The following is a 15,868-nucleotide window of genomic DNA, read 5'->3' on the forward strand; positions in this document are numbered from 1 at the left end:
GGACAGTATATGAGAGGATATATTGTGTTGATGCAGCATAGGAATATAATATGCGCTAAGAGCATGCAAGGTTATACATACAACGGAATTCTATGAGACTGGACGATAAATAAAATCATAAAATAGCATGCTGCAAAGTGGAAAAGTGCGGAAAATAGGTTAGATGAGCCTATCAAGCTATATATGTAGTAAATTCAAAAATGAATAAGGTGGAAGAGGAAAAGAACTCAGCATAGCCTTTGGAGAAAGTTAAACGATGAACGATGATAGAGAAGGGCAGGGGATATGGTAGCTAAAAACAGAGTGCTGACGACCGGTCAGGTCATCTACCTAATTTTCAATACTCTGCTGTATCCGGCACTGCTCCTGCTGCTTTCCGGTGACTGGGCATGGGTGGAAGGCTGGGTTTTCAGCATCTGGTTTGTTGTGACGGTCTCGTTCACAACCGTCTATCTGTACCGCCATGATCCGGAATTATTGAAAGAGCGCCTCAAGCGGCCCGGAACCGGCGAACAGAAGGGCTGGGACAAGTATTTAATCTATGTACTCATATTCTCATTCTTAGCGTGGTTCATCGTCATGCCTTTGGACGCGAGGCGGTACGAATGGACAGGGGACTTCCCGATTTGGCTGAAAGTCCTCGGTGGAATTGCGTTATTGGTTTCATTCTTCTTCACGTTCCGGTCGCTTGCCGATAACCCGTATGCATCGCATCTCGTCCGAATTCAAACGGAACGCAAGCAGCATGTTGTGTCAACTGGAGTTTATGGATTCGTGAGGCATCCGATGTATCTTGGCGGTATGCTGCTGTTCATCGGAGCACCCCTGTTGCTTGGTTCCAAATATGGTATTCTGATCGGCATAGCTCTATCTCTGCTTTTAGTCGGAAGAATCATCGGAGAAGAAAAGATGCTGGTCGAGGAATTGGAAGGTTATGACGATTATAGGAAGAAGGTAAGATACAGGCTCATTCCGTTTGTTTGGTAAACCTCCCAGAGGTAAAAATCGCATGACCGGGCTTTTTCTTAGCCTGTGTGAAAATGTTAGCTACTGAGATAATGTTAGTAAGAGAATAATTAAAGTATATAAATGAGCACAGCCAATATTTGCATAAACAATGCATAGAACGGCAATGAGCTAATACCCACTGAGTTTATGCAAACAGTTAGTAGATATTAGGGGAGGTATGAGATGGAAAGTAGCAAAGTAACTGAGGTTACCAGATTAGTAGTGAGCGTGACCATCTGCCTGTTTGCAGGTCTTATTGGCTCGGTTTTCACGGCACCCTCTATTCCAGCCTGGTATACAACTTTAGAAAAGCCACCCTTCACACCGCCCGACTGGTTGTTTGCCCCGGTCTGGACAGCTCTGTTTGTACTGATGGGAATATCAGCATTTCTCGTGTGGCGCAAAGGTCTGAATAATAAGCAGGTCAAAAATGCCCTTGGCATCTTCGCCATACAATTGGTTCTCAACGTCCTGTGGTCTGCAATGTTCTTTGGGCTTAGATCCCCTCTTGCCGGGCTTATTGGTATTTCCGTTCTCTGGATTGCTATACTTGCCACGATACTTAAATTCAGCAAGATATCAAAGGTAGCGGGGCTGCTGCTCGTACCTTATATCCTGTGGGTAAGCTTCGCAGCAGTCCTTAATTTCTTCATCTGGAGACTTAATGCTTGAGGTTGTGGAGCATACATCCTAAGTACCTTGATCGGGCGGGATTGGTGGCACTGTGGAGAGAGTCTTTACTTGCTCAGAAAGTTTTAAGAGAAGAAACAAAAGGGTACAAAAGACATCCCCAGTTGAAAAGATTCTGGGGTCATCCCAACCCTGTGGGAGCTATTGCGAACTATCTGATCGCAGTATGGGAAGAATCAAAAAGGCGGGGATACAATTTTGATAAAGGAAAAATAGGAACTGTAGCACCTGTGGAGAAGATACCAGTAACCAGAGGCCAGTTGAAGTATGAATTTGATCGGCTATGTGATAAGTTAAAGAGTCGCAATATTGTTAGATACAGAGAGCTGCTCTCCATTAAAGAGATTGAATGCCATCCGATTTTTGAAGTTATAGAGGGCGGAGTAGAGGAATGGGAAGCAACCGGGAATTATCGATCATTAGCTAACAAAAATGAAGACTTTAATTTGGCTGAATATTGTGTGTGAACGTCAGTAATATAAGAAGGTTATACAAGAACCTCTTCTAATGGTCGCCTGGGTGTATGCCCCTTCTCCTGTTCGGCATATCCCAGACGGAAAATGTGTTGTGCAAATGAATCCGAATCCTGGATTAGCATCATCAGCACAGCCTTAAATTCCGGGATCTCAACGATCTGGCTCATTGGTTGCGTACTGATCCCAAGATCGGTGGCCATCAGGCAGATCCTCTCAAAAACCTGTCCGATCTTGATCTGAGACTCCTTATCATCCACTTTTGAGCCAAGAACAGCCAGAACCGGTGCGCTCATGAGGGCTTTTGAGTCCTCTTTAGCCTGTCTTTTACCCATATCTATGTGTGTGATGGCAAATTTTGTTAATTTGGCCATAAGCCATGGTGTACCGAAAGTACCCTGTCCTATCCAGTAGCCAAGTTCCTCACGGTAGGCAGGATTAGAGAGCAGGATTGCATCGCCACACATGACCAGTCTATCAACCTTCCGCCTGATATCCAGATCGCCCGTCATGTATAGCAGGATATCCTCTTCAACGCAGCAATCCTGCAGACGTTTTAGGTCATCCGGAGGAACAGTGCGCTCCTCGTATATTTTGTGGTTGGTGCGCCTGACTGGAATCGCGTTGAATAAAGCAGTACCTCTGAATGGTGATGGCTGACCCTGAGGTATGAATTTGATTGTGGCAGCCAGTTCCTCTTTATCGGGATCTGGCAGATAAACTACCTGATGCCCGTACCCAAAATGCTCTGCGGCTACCAGCAGGTTCTCAAGCGCACAGCCTATGCTAATATATAACTCCCGCTGATCAGGGTCTGATACCTTTAACCAGCGGGTCTTATCCGTGAATACCTGGATTTCATCCTCACCGATTGAGAATTTCCAGGGCTGTGTATTAAAGCTGGAAGGCGCAAGGATTGCATACCTTAGCAGGAATCTCAGCTTCTCTATTGAAATCCTGCTCATTGACCTGCCAGGGCGTAGCTATGCTCACTCAACTGTCAATGTCTTTCTCTCTTTAACTTCCATCTTTGGCATTCTTATCTCAAGGATTCCATTCCTGTAGGTTGCCTTTGAATTCTCAGTGTCAATTGATGTCGGCAGTGAGATTGCGCGATAATAAGCCCCCCGGCTTCTTTCCCTGTATATATACCCCCTCTCTTCCCTTTTCTCTTCACGCTTTGTTTCTGCTGATATCTCAAGCCTGTTCTCTGTCAGGTTTATTTTAATATCCTGTTTTTCAATACCTGGCATATCGGCAGTAGCGATAACCTCCTTATCTGTCTCAACGACATCAACAGAGGGCTCCCTGTACTCGGCAGGAAGGCCTGCCCTCTCTCCAGGCAGCATGGCCCTGCCAGGGGCTAAAAGCCGTCTTGTGGGTCTTATCCACAATTCCTCAAACATCCGGTTCATCATATCGTGGAATCTTCTAAATTCTTCCTCCCATGCATCTACCATTACTAATTACCTCCTAGAACATTGTTTTTCTATGATCATACTTAAAACTAATGTTAAGTCAACTTTCCAACGTTACACCTCCCATAGAGCTTTGCCGGCTGTATCCCTATTCCTCTATGCAGCCTTTCCTCGTTATACCATATCTGATACTCCTTTATCTGCCCATTCAGCCATTGCGGGAATTTCTTGTTCACGAAGTGGAGCGTAGCTCTGCAGGTTCACAAATTCCTCTGCAACGTTCCTTATCGTCCTCTCTACCCTGCCTTTATCCTGCGGGTAATAGGGATGTGCAAATAACGGCTCTATGCCCTGTATTTTCAGAAATTTTTTCCATGATTCTTTGCACGAAAGAACTTCCATCCCTTGCTCTGCTTTTTGTATCCATTCATTTTGTGCTTTCTGAGGATATTGTTTATTGAAGTCCTGGACAGATCTACACCCTGAATGCAATCGGTAGAACTTTTTGCATAAACGGCGGCAGAGATGACAACCCTTTGCGTATTCTTTCAGTTCCCCAATCAAAAATAACACGCCTTTCAAAATCATGCTGATATCTGGTACAAGTTGAAAGCCAAACCGTTAATATCATTGCCAGTGAATGCTGTGATCAATGAAGAAGGTGAACTTAAGAGAATAGATCACTGGGTGAACAAAATGTGGGAACTTGGCGGTTCAAGACATATGAGAATAGATGAAAAGCTAAGATTTCTTTATGAAAATGGCAGGCAAGAGCAGGTAGGAATGTACTTGAGAAATCATAATTTGAAGAATGAAAACTTTCCTGATTCATTAAAACTCAGAAAAGAGTGTGAGCGAATCCATGGACATATCAAAAATACGGTGCAGTTCGATGTAAGACGTATAAGAGAAGAGAGCAGGGAGCTGTACTCCAAATTTAACTTTGTCGTTTATCAATTGTTGCTGTTGACAAATCTACAGAACAGGGTTAAACCTGCTAACGCTTTCGGAAATTACATCTAACATTTAACCTGCTGTAGAACAATAAAGTTTGGTTTACAAGTAGCTGTGGCTATCAACTATTTCACTTAAAATTGAGTTTTTAAATCCTTAATAAGCCTATTGGATAGTCTGATACTTCTTACTATCAAAATTCTTAACATAAAATTAGATATTTATTTAAATAGATGTAAGCAATCTATCAAATTAAAAATGCCAGTTTTTTAATTGGATTGGATTTACTCCTAATGCAAAACTTGAGAGATGAAAAGCTTTTTATAGTTTTAGAAATTACATATAACCAAGGGGTCTCAACCAAGGGGTCTCTAAAAAAAAGTGGGACGGTTTCCTGAATTATCAGTTGGTGCAACAATGTTCCAGAATAAAGCTTATAGAAAACGTATTTCCAGAATCGCGGTTGGGGTAACAATAATTGCAGTCTTATTACTGGCAATCGGCGCAGGTGCAGAATCTGATCAGTCCGGTAACCGCATCTGGGATATAAGCAAAGGAATGAACGAGACCTCCTACACCTGGAACTCGTACAGCTTTTCCGGGTTCTATTACAACCTCGACGATAACCTCAGCACCGAGGAACTTACGATCAATAATATCAAGAGGAACATAGCTGAAGGTGATATAGATTATAAGACTTCTCCAATAGAGGTCAGCTTCGAATATTCAGGATTTGGCTCATACCAGGTAATCGGCTTCATGGCAGACAAGTATTTCGCAGGCTATTCAACGAACAGTGTTATTTCAGAGAGAAGAGAGATAAGCACCATTGGAAGCGGTCAGTTGCAAAGGGTGCTTCTTGATGATGAAGATAGACGCACCGTCACTGTTGGCGGGACATTGACCTTAAGAGAAGGCTATGTGCTGAGGATGAGGGAAATTGACATCGGCGCTGGCCCCGGGCAAATATGGATCGTGCTATTAAAAGACGGGGCAGAGGTTGACAGTGACGTTGTTGCCGGGGGTGAGACCTATGTGTATTCAAAAAGGGTGGGAGGTGTGAGCGACCTGCCTATCATAGCTGTGCGCTTTGAATCGGTTTTCAGGGGAAGAGAGGTAAATGCCGCTTTTATAAGAGGAGTATTCCAGATCTCAGAGTCTTATGCCGAGGTGAGGGGCGGCGACAGGTTTGGCGTCATGGAAATAACAGGAGTCGATAGAGATCAGATCATAATGGAGAACAGAAATTCCGTCGCCCTGTCCCCGAGGGATACTGTAGACCTGATGGGTAATCTTAAAATCATAGTCGCAGACAACAGCAGCGTTCTGCGCTTTGGTCTATCTGCAGAAAGAACCGGTACCTATGAGGTAAGAGGGACGATCCATCCTGTAACTGATGCATGGATGCCCCTGAACTTCGGTCTGAATATCGGAGGCACAAGCGTAGGTTTTTACTACGATATGGACGAGGACATAGGTACAGAGAACCTTGCGATAACAGAGATCAGCGGGACCTCGATCCCTGAGGGAGGGCTGATTTATTCCACGTCCCCGCAGGACGTCAGTTTTGATTATTCGCCCTTTGGCTCATACCAGGTGATCGGCTTCATGGCAGACAAGTATTTTGCAGGCTATTCAGCGAACACCAGGCCTCCAAACCCGACTGCGCCTGCAGGAGAAAAGAGCACGATAGCCCAGGGGCAGCTTCATAAAGTGCTTATCGATGACGACGTACAGCGCGTCGTAGCTATGGGGGGTACTCTTACTCTGGGAGAAGGGTATATCCTGAAGGCAGAGGACGTAGATGCGCCCGCAAGGACGATGCTCCTCTCCCTGTTAAAGGATGGGGAGGTAGTGGATACAACTCCGCTTTCAGCAGGTCAGACCTACGTATATACAAAGAGGGTAGGCGCTATAACAGACCTTCCCGTTATAATCGTGAGATTTGATAGCGTTTTCGTAGGGAGAGAGGTATCGGCTGCATTTCTCAGAGGAATGTTCCAGATATCTGAAGCTATCACCCCTGTGAGGACAGGAGACAGGTACGGGCAGATGGAGGTCAGGAGCACTGGAGCGGATGGGATTAGAATGGATAACCGGAATTCTGTTGGTCTTTCTTCTGGAAGCACAGTAGACCTGATGGGCAATATCAAGTTCAGGGTAGCAGATTCCAGCGAAGTGCGGTTCTATCCTTTTGTTATGGTAACTCCGGAGATGGTGGCAAATCAGCTCATAATAGATGCCCCTGCGCGAGCCTTTGCCGGAGATGTGATCAGGATAAGGGTGACAGCAGGCGGCAGCGCTGTTGAAGGCGTATCCATAGACATCGAGCCCGGGATCGGGCAAATAGACGACAGGACGGATAAGAATGGGGACCTTAACTATACGCTGCCAAGAACATTAAACGGTACGTATAACATGACCGCGACCAAACTTGGCTACCAGAAGGCAACAAGGAGCATAGAAGTGCAGGAATTTATTGAGAACAGACTGAGCATAGATGCACCTTCAAGAGCAAACCAGTTTGAGATGATAACCATACTGGTTACATTCAATGGTACCGCTGTTAGCGGGGCTAATGTAACCTATGATAATGTAACTATCGGATTAACAGGTAGCGACGGAACCCTAAACTTCACGCCGGAAACAAGCGGACTACGTACCATATCTGCATCAAAGAACGGTTTTATCACCGTTTCCAGGGATATCGAGGTCAGGATGCCATTCTCTGAATTCATAGCGCTGGATATCAATATTACCCCTGCGATTGTTTTCACGGACGAGACGACAGTAATCAGGTCAAATATTACGAACGCAGGCACAAAAGCTGATACTCTTCCCGTGGTACTTATAATCAACAACACCGAGGTGGACAACAGATCTGTTGCTCTTGCTCCAAATGAGGTAAAAGAGATTGATTTCACCCATAAGGTTACTTTGCCGGCAGGCAATTACACTGTTGAGATCCTTGGACAGAGAGGTACATTGGAGGTCAAAGAGGCGCCGTTTAACATCTTCCTGGTCGTTGGAATAGTAATAATAGTAATCGCTGCAGGAGCGGTTATTATCTACTTTTTGATGGCAAAAAAGACAAAAATATAGGAAATAATAATGCTGTTAAGTCAACTTTCCAACGTTACACCTCTCCATATAGCTTTGCCGGCTGTATCCCTATTCCTCTATGCAGCCTTTCCTCGTTATACCATATCTGATACTCCTTTATCTGTCCATTCAGCCATTGCGGGAATTTCCTGATCAGATTCACAAATTCCTCTGCAACGTTCCTTATCGTCCTCTCTACCTTGCCTTTATCCTGCGGGTAATAAGGATGTGCAAATAACGGCTCTATGCCCTGTATTTTCAGAAATTTGTTCCATGATTCTTTGCACGAAAGAACTTCCATCCCTTGCTCTGCTTTTTGTATCCATTCATTTTGTGCTTTCTGAGGACATTGTTTATTGAAGTCCTGGACAGATTTATACCCTGAGCGCAATCTGGTAGAACTTTTTGCATAAACGACGGCAGAGATGACAATCCTTTGCGTATTCTTTCAGTTCCCCAATCAAAAATAACACGCAGATGCAGGATTGTTAGTTCTACAGTCTGTGTTATTTTTCCTTCTTTTGGTTCTCCTGGCTTGTCCCGGAAACTTTCTCTTCCCCGGTGAAATGATCTCTTGCACCATCGGTGCACAGTCTGACGTGTTGTATCGAATAGCCTCTGCAATAAAGCTTTTATTGTACCCTTTCCTATGTAATGCTGCGAAAGATTTTCGCAACTCAGGGGTAGTTCTTGACATAAATTTCGCCCCTGAGATTCTAAATCAGAAAGAAGTTAATAAGTGTAACGTTTAGAGGTTTACTTTACACTTTAATGGTTTTAAGGTATGTTGCTAAGGGCACTGACTTGAGCAACGACGAGCTTGCAGCGCACCTTTATAGTCGCCCCACGATGGAGTGATACTGCAAATTCAAACCTAATATTAATATACATGTATAACAGACGTTATACATAACCATGAAAGAAGAAACTATTGCTTTGAGGGTTGAGCCAAAGCTCAAGAGAGAAGTTGAATTAGTGGCAAAGGTACTGCATGTTTCACCATCCGAATGGTTAAGGACAAGGCTGTCATATGAAGTTAAACATCTAATAGAGGATTTAAAGTCTCAGATCGTGCTGGAATACATGAAAGGTAATCTGACTAAAGAAGAGCTAACAGAGCTATTTGGGAAAACTGCCGAAGATATAGACTTCATAATAGAAAAGACAAGAAAAGATTTTCTAAAAGCAAAAAAACTTGCAAATTAAATAGCTCATGATGTTAACCGTAGTTGCTGATACTGGTGCAGTGATATCACTGGCATTAAGTGGATTATTTGGAATCTGTCATAAGCATTTCAAAATAATTATTGGAGAAAAAATAACAGAGGAATTGAAAGAGATCTCATCAACGGATGATGACCTCGGAAAGGCAGCAGAAGAAGTGCTTGGAGTAATAGAGATAAAATCAGCAGGCAAAAATTTCATCACCGGGGAAGATGAAGCATTGGAACTGCTGAAAATGACAGAAGCAGACTTATTGATTTCAGATGACATACGATTTGTAAAAAAGCACAGAGAAAATGAAAAGATAAGCTTCAGTGTGGTGTTATTCGGAATTTTGCTTAAGAGAAATATCATAACAAAAAAGGATTTTCTAAATGCTGTTGATGCAATGTTTATGAAACGTGGGTGGGAAGAGAACCTTATATATCTTGTAGCAAAAAATATGCTTGAAGAGGATTTACTCTGTTAAATAACATACTAAGCCGTCCTTCAGGAATAAACTATCATCTTTTACAGCTGTCCCACGATGAAGCCCTGCACCGACTTTTAAAGATGTGAAGATCATCTCTGGGCTCATGGTTGCTATCATGGCTCGGTTGGGCAGGGCTGGGAAGTGGTTGAAAAATACATTTCCACCCGGAACTGTACTAGCGGCGAAAAAGCTTAATAGGCAAAAAACGCTAACAAGCCCTGTACCATTCAAGTACGGGGTATAGTGACTGCAACGATAGGTGTCTTTCATGCTCGTATGGGCGATAGAAATTCAAAACAATTTCTTTTTAGATAAAAGTCAGGTGTAAACAGAAACTTTTATATTTATTAATCTATATATTGCAGCCTAAGGAGACAAAAATATGTCTATTATGCATGAAGATTTTCATAATATTGTAAAAAATGCAGCAAATGAATTGAAAAATCAATCGATTCACTGCAATAAGAATATGAGAGAGTTACCTGAAGCGCAATTGGAACACGAAATTGATGTTGAATTTAGGAAAAATAATCATTGGGCAGTCGTTCATCCAAAATATTTACCAAATAATAAAAAAATAGGCATAGGTGATTTAGAAATTATTAGTCTTCACAATGACAGAATATTTGTTGAAATCAAAAGCACTGGATTTACGCACAAGGATGAAAATATGGAAAATCGATTAGGAAAGACTGACACTGATAGGAAAGATGATTATTATAAACTTAAAACACTTTCTTTAAATGTTTACAAATGCACTTCACTTAAAGGTTTTTGGGTATGGCAGTATTTTTTTAAAACCCACAAACCTAAAATAGAAAAATTGATTAATAAATTTAATATAGTTAACTTGGCTGATTTTAGTGGACCATACAAATATCAAGATGTTATGGATATTTTTAAGCCACCGAAGAATGGTAAGCGTATGACATTAGAAAAATTTTTAAATGTGATAAACATTTCGTCTATGGATACTCTTATTAGTATTCTTCCAAAGATTAAACAAAAAGATTACTCTTCCCATCACTTTTCAATATTATTGATAACGAGCGAAATTAAGTGAAAAAATAAACAAGATTGGCGCCGCAAAAGAAAGAAAAAACTCAAATTACCCCCAAATCCTATAACCATCAAGCATCTATTGGGATGCATCGTGATTTATCGCGGTGTCCGTGACTATCGTGGTAAATAAAACCCTAGCATTTGATTCCAGGGTTCAACATTTCGAATAGCACATCAGGATTGATCGATATAAGCATGTAAGGCGTAGTGCCAGGGCTCTCCCTGCACATGGACAGGTGCAGGCCCATCAAACTGTAATCCAAACAGAGTAGGTCTGGCATTGTACCATCCATCAAGTGGCGGTGAATATCTGAGGGACACATTCACGTTGACTTTCGTAACTCCAGAAGAAGGGAGGCCAGATTAAAGTATTGTTATCGTATCCCCATCTCATTCATCACATTCATCACTCCCAGCGCCACGCCCTCAACCTCAATCCCGCCTCTTCCTTTCGCCCCATCCCCCACAACATACAGGTTGCCAATCGGCGTCTTATTCCCTATATCGCTTCCAGATGAAGCCCTGTTCACAGGCCAGCCATTTGAATAGGACTGTACCAGCAGCACCTCGTACTTTTTATCAGGGAACAGTCTTTTAAGATCACGAAGTCCAAGATTTATCTCAAGGTTTAAGTCATCCGAGATCACAGCCTGATGCGACATTGTGAGGTGTTTTCCCTGCGGGGCAAGGGATGGGTCGGCGTTTGTAACCTCATTAAGCCCGTTAATCCTCTCTGTAAAAGGAGTGAAGAGAACACCGCAGTGGCCTATAAGAGGCTCATCAGAGGAAAGGCATATCTTGATTCCCTTTGAAGGTTTTATCTTTTTTATTCTCTCTAAATATTGTTTATCTTTGCACTCGTACATCCTGCTCGTCTCAGGGTGTCCGATATTACTGATTACAATATCGGCATCGATTACTCTCCCATTCACGCTGATCCCGACTGCCAGGTCCTTATCTGTGATTATTCTATCGACACAGGATCTGGTATGTACCCTTCCACCGTTTGAACGTATGACATCCAGAAGTGCACCTGTCACCCCACTGCATCCACCAAGCGGGACTCCAGATCCGCTGTATCGATGCATATTATCTATGATATCAAGTACCTCACGGGCAGGGACATCTTTTGCCTGCATGCTTAAACTCCAGCCGCAGAAAGAATCGGCAAGTTTGAGTAGAAAAATATCATCAAAATATTTTAATGTCCATTCTTTGAATGAGATATCGCTTTTTGGCTTGAATTTTGCTGACATTGCAAGTATAGTCCCGAGTTTCACGCTCTTTGTGAGCGGAAGCTGTTTTTTGAAATCACGGAACTCAATATCCTGCCCTGTATCCATCCTGATCACGGCCATGGGGTTTGAATCGATTATGGTTACAGATGCGCCAACCTCACGCAGCATCCGGGCAAGAGGGCCACGTGAGCCGTGGGGTATCATGTGAAGCGCGCCTGTACTCAGCTTAAAACCCCTGTACTCAAGATTGGCAAACCGCCCGCCGATTATGGGAAGCCGCTCAAAGATCTCCACATCATATCCTGCCTTTGAGAGCTTTGCCCCACAAAGCAGCCCACCAAGACCAGCTCCCAGAATTATCGCTCTCATGCATCACCAGAGATCGCGCATACAGGACAGTAATCCACGCAGGTACAGCATTCAACGCACTTACCATTCATCACAGCGCGCCCGAAGACAGCTATAGCACCATATGGGCAGTAAGCAGCACACTGACCGCAGCCCACGCACTCCTGACTGATCCTCATCCTGTTCCCGCCATCCCTATCTTCTCTGCCAGTCTTGCCAGTACTTCTTTTCTCATGCCCTCAACAAACTTGATGCTTCCAACCACAAGATGACCGCCACCGTTTACGCCTGCACCTTTAATCTCACTGCGAAGCTCTCTCACTATCTGGGGTATGTTCATTTTAACACCCCTTGAGCGCAGCACAGCAAAATCAGGACCGTATCCGATTGTGACAACAGGCTGCCCGCTGTATTTTAAGCACATTCTGTCATGGATCTCCCCACTTGTCTTTCCAGGAGGGGGGAATGTGAACTTGTGTGCAAAATTCTCAACATCGATCACATTCAGCACAGCCCCGTTTGGCAATTTCTGCGTCTTTACATTCGGCATTGATGCCTCTAATTGTTCTGCAATTGCAAGATTAGCCTGCTCGTATAGCAATCTGACGATCTGCTGATGCCTGATACTTGAGCCAAGGTTAAGAATATCATTCATTATCCCGCGCCCGTCGTTGAACCTCTGCCAGAAAGCCTCATAATCAAGGGCAAGCGCCATGCATTTTAAATCCTCAGGCTTATACTTCTCTGCTACCAGGGATTTATAGGATTCTGCTTCAGGCGCCTCTGATCTGTCCCCGACAGCAGAGACGGCAGGCAGGTGCTTTATCTCTTCTGTGACATCAGGGTTGATCATGCGTGCAATCTCAGTGCCGAGCATGCCTGTAGTTATGCCGTAGTCTCCGCCTGCATATGCCGGGTTTACATGTTCAAGCACCAGTGAATCTATTGTACCGTCCGGGTGATGGTGGTCGATCACCATGATATCCATACCATAAATGATGGCCTGCTTCATCGAAGGCATATCCTCTTCCGTCGCACCGTTATCCATCAATACTACAAGCGGCATCTTCTGGCCAAAGCGCTCATGGTCTTCAAGCGCAAAGGTCAGGTCTTTTGTTACATCCTCCAGTTCATAGAACGGGGCTTTGGAAGGTGAGCGCCTGTAGAAGTGATAGCTGGCATCCGAACCTCCAACATCACGGATAAGCGGCAGGAGCGCCCGCTCTATAGCAATGGCTGATGTAATGCCGTCAGCATCTGCATGGTGCCTTATGATAATCGGGCGGGACTTTAAAACAGCCTTTCTTATAAGTCTGGCTGCGTTTCGCATCCCTGGTTTGAGTTTCTCCATAACCTCACTCTTTACAAGGAACTGGGTATCATGCGGTTCTGCACGCCTGTCTATAGCAGAATCTATCCTCTCTTTAATACCTGTGGCATCCCCTCCCCAGAGCTGTTTCATGGAACGTATCTCAACCTGCATTGCGCCGTTCCTCATTGAGGGCTCACCGATCACCTTAACTATTGATTCTGACTTTATATCAGGATAAGCGCGCTCTCCGGCTTTCTCAAAGGCAGCGCACTGCACCGTGCTGTCCTCATCAGATATTGTGAATATGGTGGGACCGCCGGTCTGTTTTATCTGGATTACCTCACCTGAGATATGGACGGGCTTGCCCAGGTACTTTGTGAGTTCGGTCGTTTTTCTGCGGGGAAGCTGTTTTTCAACCTCAATTACCTGGTATTCCTTGAGATTTTTAGGGATTAACTCGATGTTGCCGTTTGAGGCTATGTTCCTTACTTCGATGAGAATCTTATCTCCGACTTCCGGGGTGAAATTGATGTTGCTTGAGTGTATAAGGCCCCTGAGCTGCGGGTTCAGATTCACGAACACGCCAAAGTTTGCATGTCCCTGCACCCTGCCTTCATAGATCTTTCCTATCTCAAGCTCACGGGTGTCGCATTCTGGACTGAGAACATGGATAAGGGATTTTCTGGCACAGCTCTCGCAGAGCTCTTCTCCGGCTACGGTCCTGCCGCAGACCGTGCATGTGAAGAACTTACCCGCTCCTGCACAGGCTTTGCAGGGTTCTGTCACTGATATTTTGCCCTCGCCATTGCATTTAGTACATTTCATGCCCCCTGACATGAGTTTACTAAGGTCTTTTTCAGATAGTTTATCAAGGCTTATTGATTTCTGCATACCTCCACCTTTACAGTCAGGACACTCCTTCTCGCTGATTATGATGGAACCCGTGCCTTTGCAGTCTTTACATTCTATGGTCATAAATTAGATGATAGATGCGGTTCAGGATGAAAAAACTTACGAAACGCAAATCAACTATTCAAAACCCGGCCAGGAACAGTATCCCGAATAGTATGAACATTATTCCTGCGCCCAGCTTTATTTTTGGCAGTGGTACTATCCCGGTTAGTTTTTTACCGATAAGTATGCCGATTAAGCTTATTAATCCAAGCGCAAGAACCGCCCCGATAAATACCAGGTATGGTGAATCATATCTTGCAGATAGCGCAATAACCGAGAGCTGGGTTTTATCTCCCATTTCTGCAAGAGCTATCATGCTGAATGTGGAAACTAATGGATTGCCCAATGGAACGTTATCATCAGCATCGTTCTCTTTCTCTGGCAGCAGAGTCCAGATGCCGAAGACCAGGAAAAATAGGCCCGCAATTATTCTGATCAGGGCAGGATCGATCAGTTGAAGTAATGTTTTCCCCACTAATATACCAAGACCGGTTATAAGTGCAAAGGCAAGTATAACGCCTGCAAAAACCCTGAGCCTATCATAACGGGCAGATAACGCAACTACGATTAACTGTGTCTTATCGCCGAACTCAGCAACAGCAATAAGTCCAAATGTTGTTAGAAGTGGGGTAATATCCATAAGATTCGTGTTAGTATGTTAAAGTAACTTATGTGTTTCTCTATTTTTTCTAAATTATTTATTATCGGCACCCTCTCCCTCTGTCATGGTGTATCTTGGGCTTCATGGGCAAAGGCTTGCTTCATTGCCAGTTATGGAACCACACAGCACCTGTGTAGCTATTTACGCTGAGCATTCCGTAGAAAGTGATTATCGAACTCTATTATTTCTATAAGCCTCAAGTCAGTGTTTCCTGTTGAAGTTAGATACTTCTCTACAGCTTCCTTGGCTTTCTCAATGGTTATGGGGTGGCATTTACCCCATAGCCGCTGCCGGCATAACCGCCGCCTGCGCCGCAATGATCATTTCCGTTGCCATAACCCATCATTCCACTTTCGGTCCCATTGCCGCCCATCATTCCGCCGTAGCCTGCTGTTGCTCCGTTACCGTAGCCCATCATGTCCCTGTGACCGCCCATCATGCCGTTCCAGATGCCATTTCCGAAGTTGTTCATCATACCTGTATATTGGCCCATCATACCGCTCAAGCCGCCTGCTATTCCGCTGCCGTAGCTTCCCATCATCCCATTACTGTACGAGTTGCCGCCCATCATGCTGCCCCAGGAATCACCGCTCCCCGGTCTTGCAAGGGCATAGCCTGCTCCCAGTACTGCAAGGATTATCGCTACTGCCACAATTGTTTTCGTGTTCATATATTTCACCTTTTGTCGTCCGTATGTGGTCTCAACTTTGTTCATTTATTTTCACCTCTTTTTATGATGGTCTTCAACTCAGACATTGGTATGCCCAGGTCTATTACACCGAATTTGCCCGCAACCCTGAGGATTTCGCCTTCAACCATCTTGATCTCATCGACCTCCAGGGTGCCTCCGAACTCAAATTCCTGCCTGTAGTCGCATCTGATCTTGAGGTCTTTTATCATGTTTGGCTTCAGGGTCACATAGAATGCAAATTCGTGTACGACCATTTCTTAT

At 44.2% G+C, this 15,868-nt stretch carries 19 protein-coding genes; 8 read left to right on the forward strand and 11 right to left on the reverse strand.

What is annotated here, in order from left to right:
- Window positions 1–285 precede the first annotated feature (285 nt).
- The 3 genes from ANME2D_RS09535 to ANME2D_RS09545 all read left to right on the forward strand — a co-directional run bounded on the left by ANME2D_RS09535 (window position 286) and on the right by ANME2D_RS09545 (window position 2,165).
- Entirely contained in the window at window positions 286–987 is a 702-nt protein-coding gene (locus ANME2D_RS09535) for a methyltransferase family protein (RefSeq protein WP_048091007.1), read from the forward strand.
- A gap of 204 nt (window positions 988–1,191) precedes the next feature.
- On the forward strand, window positions 1,192–1,680 hold the full coding sequence (locus ANME2D_RS09540; protein ID WP_048091009.1) for a TspO/MBR family protein: 489 nt from the start codon (window positions 1,192–1,194) through the stop codon (window positions 1,678–1,680).
- A complete protein-coding gene (locus ANME2D_RS09545) occupies window positions 1,677–2,165 on the forward strand; it encodes a pyrimidine dimer DNA glycosylase/endonuclease V (protein WP_048091011.1) in 489 nt (162 codons plus the stop codon). Before ANME2D_RS09540 ends, ANME2D_RS09545 begins: the two co-directional genes overlap by 4 nt.
- 20 nt (window positions 2,166–2,185) lie before the next feature.
- Here the strand turns inward: ANME2D_RS09545 and ANME2D_RS09550 are convergent, their stop codons facing one another.
- From ANME2D_RS09550 to ANME2D_RS09560, 3 genes are all read right to left on the reverse strand, one after another.
- Window positions 2,186–3,136, reverse strand: coding sequence for an Acg family FMN-binding oxidoreductase (locus tag ANME2D_RS09550; RefSeq protein WP_048091013.1), 951 nt, complete (start codon window positions 3,134–3,136; stop codon window positions 2,186–2,188).
- Between the two features lie 24 nt (window positions 3,137–3,160).
- On the reverse strand, window positions 3,161–3,631 hold the full coding sequence (locus ANME2D_RS09555; RefSeq protein ID WP_048091015.1) for an Hsp20/alpha crystallin family protein: 471 nt from the start codon (window positions 3,629–3,631) through the stop codon (window positions 3,161–3,163).
- A gap of 132 nt (window positions 3,632–3,763) precedes the next feature.
- A complete protein-coding gene (locus tag ANME2D_RS09560) occupies window positions 3,764–3,991 on the reverse strand; it encodes a DDE-type integrase/transposase/recombinase (RefSeq protein ID WP_048091017.1) in 228 nt (75 codons plus the stop codon).
- Between the two features lie 204 nt (window positions 3,992–4,195).
- Between ANME2D_RS09560 and ANME2D_RS09565 the strand changes: the two genes are divergently transcribed.
- Together ANME2D_RS09565 and ANME2D_RS09570 are read left to right on the forward strand one after the other, a co-directional pair.
- Window positions 4,196–4,612 (forward strand): hypothetical protein, encoded by a 417-nt coding sequence (locus ANME2D_RS09565; protein ID WP_052368772.1) that lies wholly within the window; start codon window positions 4,196–4,198, stop codon window positions 4,610–4,612.
- A gap of 348 nt (window positions 4,613–4,960) precedes the next feature.
- Entirely contained in the window at window positions 4,961–7,645 is a 2,685-nt protein-coding gene (locus tag ANME2D_RS09570) for an S-layer protein domain-containing protein (protein WP_052368774.1), read from the forward strand.
- Between the two features lie 34 nt (window positions 7,646–7,679).
- Here the strand turns inward: ANME2D_RS09570 and ANME2D_RS09575 are convergent, their stop codons facing one another.
- Window positions 7,680–7,946 carry an integrase core domain-containing protein gene (locus tag ANME2D_RS09575; RefSeq protein WP_048091019.1) on the reverse strand — a complete coding sequence of 89 codons (267 nt, stop codon included), beginning with the start codon at window positions 7,944–7,946 and terminating at the stop codon, window positions 7,680–7,682.
- A 614-nt stretch (window positions 7,947–8,560) separates the two neighbouring features.
- Between ANME2D_RS09575 and ANME2D_RS09585 the strand changes: the two genes are divergently transcribed.
- The 3 genes from ANME2D_RS09585 (at window position 8,561) to ANME2D_RS09595 (ending at window position 10,404) form a co-directional block, all read left to right on the forward strand.
- Entirely contained in the window at window positions 8,561–8,851 is a 291-nt protein-coding gene (locus ANME2D_RS09585) for an RNA-binding protein (RefSeq protein WP_048091023.1), read from the forward strand.
- Window positions 8,852–8,858: 7 nt separating this feature from the next.
- On the forward strand, window positions 8,859–9,338 hold the full coding sequence (locus ANME2D_RS09590; RefSeq protein WP_048091025.1) for a hypothetical protein: 480 nt from the start codon (window positions 8,859–8,861) through the stop codon (window positions 9,336–9,338).
- 385 nt (window positions 9,339–9,723) lie between these two features.
- Complete coding sequence (locus tag ANME2D_RS09595; RefSeq protein ID WP_048091027.1) at window positions 9,724–10,404, forward strand: hypothetical protein; 681 nt, start codon at window positions 9,724–9,726, stop codon at window positions 10,402–10,404.
- Window positions 10,405–10,537: 133 nt separating this feature from the next.
- Here the strand turns inward: ANME2D_RS09595 and ANME2D_RS18555 are convergent, their stop codons facing one another.
- The 7 genes from ANME2D_RS18555 to ANME2D_RS09625 all read right to left on the reverse strand — a co-directional run bounded on the left by ANME2D_RS18555 (window position 10,538) and on the right by ANME2D_RS09625 (window position 15,861).
- Window positions 10,538–10,684: a hypothetical protein gene (locus ANME2D_RS18555; protein WP_157834052.1), complete on the reverse strand. Its 147-nt coding sequence runs from the start codon at window positions 10,682–10,684 to the stop codon at window positions 10,538–10,540.
- Between the two features lie 93 nt (window positions 10,685–10,777).
- The gene (locus tag ANME2D_RS09600) at window positions 10,778–12,010 is read right to left on the reverse strand and encodes a phytoene desaturase family protein (RefSeq protein ID WP_048091029.1); all 1,233 of its coding nucleotides are present in this window, start codon (window positions 12,008–12,010) and stop codon (window positions 10,778–10,780) included.
- Window positions 12,007–12,168 carry a 4Fe-4S binding protein gene (locus ANME2D_RS09605; protein WP_048091031.1) on the reverse strand — a complete coding sequence of 54 codons (162 nt, stop codon included), beginning with the start codon at window positions 12,166–12,168 and terminating at the stop codon, window positions 12,007–12,009. The genes ANME2D_RS09600 and ANME2D_RS09605 overlap by 4 nt, the downstream gene beginning before the upstream one ends.
- A complete protein-coding gene (locus ANME2D_RS09610) occupies window positions 12,165–14,276 on the reverse strand; it encodes a DHH family phosphoesterase (protein ID WP_048091033.1) in 2,112 nt (703 codons plus the stop codon). Before ANME2D_RS09610 ends, ANME2D_RS09605 begins: the two co-directional genes overlap by 4 nt.
- A gap of 58 nt (window positions 14,277–14,334) precedes the next feature.
- A complete protein-coding gene (locus tag ANME2D_RS09615; RefSeq protein WP_048091035.1) occupies window positions 14,335–14,895 on the reverse strand; it encodes a TMEM165/GDT1 family protein in 561 nt (186 codons plus the stop codon).
- A 280-nt stretch (window positions 14,896–15,175) separates the two neighbouring features.
- Entirely contained in the window at window positions 15,176–15,631 is a 456-nt protein-coding gene (locus ANME2D_RS16915) for a hypothetical protein (RefSeq protein ID WP_052368776.1), read from the reverse strand.
- Complete coding sequence (locus ANME2D_RS09625) at window positions 15,628–15,861, reverse strand: hypothetical protein (RefSeq protein ID WP_048091037.1); 234 nt, start codon at window positions 15,859–15,861, stop codon at window positions 15,628–15,630. The genes ANME2D_RS16915 and ANME2D_RS09625 overlap by 4 nt, the downstream gene beginning before the upstream one ends.
- Between the last annotated feature and the right edge of the window lie 7 nt (window positions 15,862–15,868).

This window comes from Candidatus Methanoperedens nitratireducens (assembly GCF_000685155.1).
Classification (GTDB): Archaea; Halobacteriota; Methanosarcinia; order Methanosarcinales; family Methanoperedenaceae; genus Methanoperedens; species Methanoperedens nitratireducens.

What these genes read in the sequence shown, in the direction of transcription:
- ANME2D_RS09535 (WP_048091007.1), top strand. Translation starts at nt 286, where the DNA reads ATGGTAGCTAAAAACAGAGTGCTGACGACCGGTCAGGTCATCTACCTA.
- ANME2D_RS09540 (WP_048091009.1), top strand. Translation starts at nt 1,192, where the DNA reads ATGGAAAGTAGCAAAGTAACTGAGGTTACCAGATTAGTAGTGAGCGTG.
- ANME2D_RS09550 (WP_048091013.1), bottom strand. Translation starts at nt 3,136, where the DNA reads ATGAGCAGGATTTCAATAGAGAAGCTGAGATTCCTGCTAAGGTATGCA.
- ANME2D_RS09555 (WP_048091015.1), bottom strand. Translation starts at nt 3,631, where the DNA reads ATGGTAGATGCATGGGAGGAAGAATTTAGAAGATTCCACGATATGATG.
- ANME2D_RS09560 (WP_048091017.1), bottom strand. Translation starts at nt 3,991, where the DNA reads ATGGAAGTTCTTTCGTGCAAAGAATCATGGAAAAAATTTCTGAAAATA.
- ANME2D_RS09570 (WP_052368774.1), top strand. Translation starts at nt 4,961, where the DNA reads ATGTTCCAGAATAAAGCTTATAGAAAACGTATTTCCAGAATCGCGGTT.
- ANME2D_RS09575 (WP_048091019.1), bottom strand. Translation starts at nt 7,946, where the DNA reads ATGGAAGTTCTTTCGTGCAAAGAATCATGGAACAAATTTCTGAAAATA.
- ANME2D_RS09585 (WP_048091023.1), top strand. Translation starts at nt 8,561, where the DNA reads ATGAAAGAAGAAACTATTGCTTTGAGGGTTGAGCCAAAGCTCAAGAGA.
- ANME2D_RS09590 (WP_048091025.1), top strand. Translation starts at nt 8,859, where the DNA reads ATGATGTTAACCGTAGTTGCTGATACTGGTGCAGTGATATCACTGGCA.
- ANME2D_RS09595 (WP_048091027.1), top strand. Translation starts at nt 9,724, where the DNA reads ATGTCTATTATGCATGAAGATTTTCATAATATTGTAAAAAATGCAGCA.
- ANME2D_RS18555 (WP_157834052.1), bottom strand. Translation starts at nt 10,684, where the DNA reads ATGCCAGACCTACTCTGTTTGGATTACAGTTTGATGGGCCTGCACCTG.
- ANME2D_RS09600 (WP_048091029.1), bottom strand. Translation starts at nt 12,010, where the DNA reads ATGAGAGCGATAATTCTGGGAGCTGGTCTTGGTGGGCTGCTTTGTGGG.
- ANME2D_RS09605 (WP_048091031.1), bottom strand. Translation starts at nt 12,168, where the DNA reads ATGAGGATCAGTCAGGAGTGCGTGGGCTGCGGTCAGTGTGCTGCTTAC.
- ANME2D_RS09610 (WP_048091033.1), bottom strand. Translation starts at nt 14,276, where the DNA reads ATGACCATAGAATGTAAAGACTGCAAAGGCACGGGTTCCATCATAATC.
- ANME2D_RS09615 (WP_048091035.1), bottom strand. Translation starts at nt 14,895, where the DNA reads ATGGATATTACCCCACTTCTAACAACATTTGGACTTATTGCTGTTGCT.
- ANME2D_RS16915 (WP_052368776.1), bottom strand. Translation starts at nt 15,631, where the DNA reads ATGAACAAAGTTGAGACCACATACGGACGACAAAAGGTGAAATATATG.
- ANME2D_RS09625 (WP_048091037.1), bottom strand. Translation starts at nt 15,861, where the DNA reads ATGGTCGTACACGAATTTGCATTCTATGTGACCCTGAAGCCAAACATG.